The sequence below is a fragment of the Amnimonas aquatica genome (genome assembly GCF_002943415.1).
In the GTDB taxonomy this organism is placed as follows: domain Bacteria; phylum Pseudomonadota; class Gammaproteobacteria; order Pseudomonadales; family Moraxellaceae; genus Perlucidibaca; species Perlucidibaca aquatica_A.
This window is the reverse complement of the sequence record NZ_PTQZ01000225.1, coordinates 1-2,859: the sequence shown is the minus strand read 5'-3', so window position 1 is coordinate 2,859 and position 2,859 is coordinate 1. Positions and strand designations below refer to the sequence as shown.

5 protein-coding genes are annotated in these 2,859 nt (G+C 66.5%); 1 reads left to right on the top strand and 4 read right to left on the bottom strand.

The window, feature by feature from the left end; genetic code table 11:
- Positions 1-226: 226 nt before the first annotated feature.
- The 4 genes from minE to C5O18_RS08240 form a co-directional block, all read right to left on the bottom strand.
- Positions 227-481 (bottom strand): cell division topological specificity factor MinE, encoded by a 255-nt coding sequence (gene minE, locus C5O18_RS08255; RefSeq protein WP_105193071.1) that lies wholly within the window; start codon positions 479-481, stop codon positions 227-229.
- A gap of 1 nt (position 482) precedes the next feature.
- Positions 483-1,292, bottom strand: coding sequence for a septum site-determining protein MinD (minD, locus tag C5O18_RS08250; protein WP_105193069.1), 810 nt, complete (start codon positions 1,290-1,292; stop codon positions 483-485).
- A 118-nt stretch (positions 1,293-1,410) separates the two neighbouring features.
- Positions 1,411-2,127 carry a septum site-determining protein MinC gene (gene minC / locus C5O18_RS08245; protein ID WP_241146789.1) on the bottom strand — a complete coding sequence of 239 codons (717 nt, stop codon included), beginning with the start codon at positions 2,125-2,127 and terminating at the stop codon, positions 1,411-1,413.
- Between the two features lie 105 nt (positions 2,128-2,232).
- Positions 2,233-2,487 carry an acyl-CoA-binding protein gene (locus tag C5O18_RS08240; protein WP_105193065.1) on the bottom strand — a complete coding sequence of 85 codons (255 nt, stop codon included), beginning with the start codon at positions 2,485-2,487 and terminating at the stop codon, positions 2,233-2,235.
- 203 nt (positions 2,488-2,690) lie between these two features.
- Here C5O18_RS08240 and C5O18_RS11185 point away from each other — a divergent pair.
- The coding region (locus C5O18_RS11185) for an NAD(P)-binding domain-containing protein (RefSeq protein ID WP_420884486.1) at positions 2,691-2,859 on the top strand (169 nt) is incomplete at its 3' end.

The window sequence follows — 2,859 nt, the reverse complement described above, 5'->3', positions numbered from 1 at the left end:
CTGGAACGTCAGCGTGCAGTTCGAAGACGGCCGCAGCGACGTGTACAGCTACCCGGTCGACCCGCAGGTGAGCGTGGGCGAGCGCGTGCGCCTGGAGGGCGGCCAGCTGGTCCGCCGCTGAGCGCCTGCTTCGCCAGGACATGAAAAAAGGCGGGGCGCTTCTGGCGCCCCGCCTTTTTTCATGTCTCCGCATCCTGCCGCCGGCTCATGACCGGTGGCGGCGGCATCAGCGATCCGGCAGGGTGATGTTCAGTTCCAGCACGGAACAGTTGCCCTGGCTGTCGAGATCGACCTGCACCTGGTCCTCGCTGATCGGCACGTACTTGCGGATCACCTCGAGGATGTCGCGCTGCAGCTGCGGCAGGTAGTCCGGCCGATTGCGCTGACCACGCTCGTGCGCCACGATGATCTGCAAGCGCTCCTTCGCCATGGCGGCCGTGGTCGGCTTTTTCTGGCTGCGGAAGAAATCCATGAAACTCATGTCAGCCTCCGAACAGTCGCTGCAGGATGCCCTTTTTCTGGACTTCCAGGAAACGGTGCGGCACATCGGCGCCCAGCAGGCGGTCGACGGCATCGCTGTAGGCCTGCCCGGCGTCGCTCTCGGCGTCGAAGATCACCGGGACACCCTGGTTCGATGCCTTGAGCACGGCCTGCGACTCGGGAATGACCCCCAGCAGCTTGATCGAGAGAATTTCCTCGACGTCGGTCACCGCGAGCATTTCTCCCGTCTCCACGCGCGTCGGGTTGTAGCGGGTCAGCAGCAGCGACTCGCGGATCGGCTCCAGGCCCTGCTCGGCGCGGCGCGACTTGCTCGACAGCAGGCCCAGCATGCGGTCGGAGTCGCGCACCGAAGACACTTCCGGATTGGTCACGACAATCGCCTCGTCGGCGAAATACATGGCCATGTGGGCACCCTTCTCGATGCCGGCCGGCGAGTCGCAGATGATGAAATCGAACTGCGCCGCCAGATCATTGATCACGCGCTCGACACCCTCGACAGAGAGCGCGTCCTTGTCGCGGGTCTGGCTGGCCGCCAGCACGTACAGGTTGTCCAGGCGCTTGTCCTTGATCAGCGCCTGGTTGAGGCTGGCATCGCCCTGGATGACGTTGATGAAGTCATACACCACGCGCCGCTCGCAGCCCATGATCAGGTCGAGGTTGCGCAGGCCCACGTCGAAATCGACCAGCACCGTGCGGTGGCCGCGCATGGCCAGGCCGGTTCCGATGGCGGCGCTGGTGGTGGTCTTGCCCACACCACCCTTGCCGGAAGTCACCACAATGATCTTTGCCAAGACAGCATCCCCGACGCCGGGGCTCCGCCCGGCCTTTGATGAAAATGAAGAACCCATGATGAATGCGTCAACGCCGCGACGTACGCCGCCGATGACGTGAAATTTGCGCCAGTATTGTTCAAAGTCCCTGCAGGTTCAACACATCCGCACTGAGCAGGACCTGCGTCGGCTTGCCCCATTGCCCGCTCTTGCGCAGATCCTCGGCCACGCGGTAGCGACCGGCCACCGACACCAGCTCCGCCTCCAGTGCCTGGCAGAACACGCGGGCCTCGGCATTGCCCTGGACACCCGCCAGCGCGCGGCCGCGCAGCGGGCCGTAGATGTGGATGTGGCCGTCGGCCAGCACCTCGGCGCCGGCACTCACCGGCGCCAGCACGACCAGGTCGCCGGCGGCGTAGATCTGCTGGCCGCCACGCACCGGCTGGGTGATGACGCGGGTCTGCGCAGCAGCCTGCGCCGGCGCGGCGGCGGACGATTGCGGCGCCACCTCGGGCTCGCCATCCAGCGACACTTCGGCGCCCTTGCGCCGCAGCGTCGACAGCACCGGCACACCCAGGTCCTTCAGGCCGTCCTGGAGGGACTTGGGCGCACGCACGCCGACCACGCTGACGCCATGACCGCGGCAGAGCGCGACCAGCGCCGCCCAGTCGGCGGCTTCATCCGCCACTTTTTCCAGGCTCAGGATGACCGGTGACTGCTGCAGCCAGGCGGCGGCATCCAGCGTGCGCGCAGCGAGCTGGGCACGCAGGTGCTCCGGCCGGACGGAGAGCAGCTCGAGCACGGTGGCGGTGAACGAGCCACCCTTGAGATTGAAGGCCGAAGTGGCGTCCTGCAAGGGTGCTGAAGAAGAAACCATGTTGCTGCCGCGATCAGGAAGGGAAGACGCTATTGGAAACGAGGCCGCCGCGACAGGCAAGGGCGGCGGCCCCGCACGGGGCGATTACTTGTGGGTCTGCAGCAGGGCATTGACCTTGTCGATGTAGGCCTGTTCGGCCGCCGCCTTGCTCATGCCCTTCAGCGCGGCCCAGGCGTCGTACTTGGCGCGGCTGACCATGTCGAACATGCCCGGGCGGCTGCCGCTGGCATCACCGGCAGATGCCTGCTTGAAATGGGCGTAGAGCGCCAGCATGTCTTCGTTGGCGGGGCGCTTGGTGAGGGTCTTGACGTCGAGCTGGGCCTGTTCGAAAGCACTCATCTTGTTTTTCTCCGTGAGCGTGTTGTGGTGGTGCGGGCAGCGGTGACAACACCCCGATCGACCCCGCCGGAAACGGCGGACAACGGCCCGGGGCAACCCGGCAACAGTAGCATCTTGCCCGGCCGCCCGGCCACTTCCGATACGCGGCCGGGCGCCTGCGTCACACCGCCCGCATCCGCTCGCGAGCATCCTGCTCTTCCTCCATGCCGCCCGACGGGGCAAACTGGCGCCCCCTGCACCTCCGGGAGTCGGACATGCGCATCGGTTTCATCGGCATCGGCCTCATGGGGCTGCCCCTCTGCAAGCGCCTGCTGGCCGCGGACTGCGAACTGGCCGTGTGGAACCGTTCCGCCGGCAAGTGCGATGCCCTGG

Coding starts and splice junctions, on each gene's coding strand:
- minE (WP_105193071.1), bottom strand. CDS start 481: ATGAGTTTCATGGATTTCTTCCGCAGCCAGAAAAAGCCGACCACGGCC.
- C5O18_RS08240 (WP_105193065.1), bottom strand. CDS start 2,487: ATGAGTGCTTTCGAACAGGCCCAGCTCGACGTCAAGACCCTCACCAAG.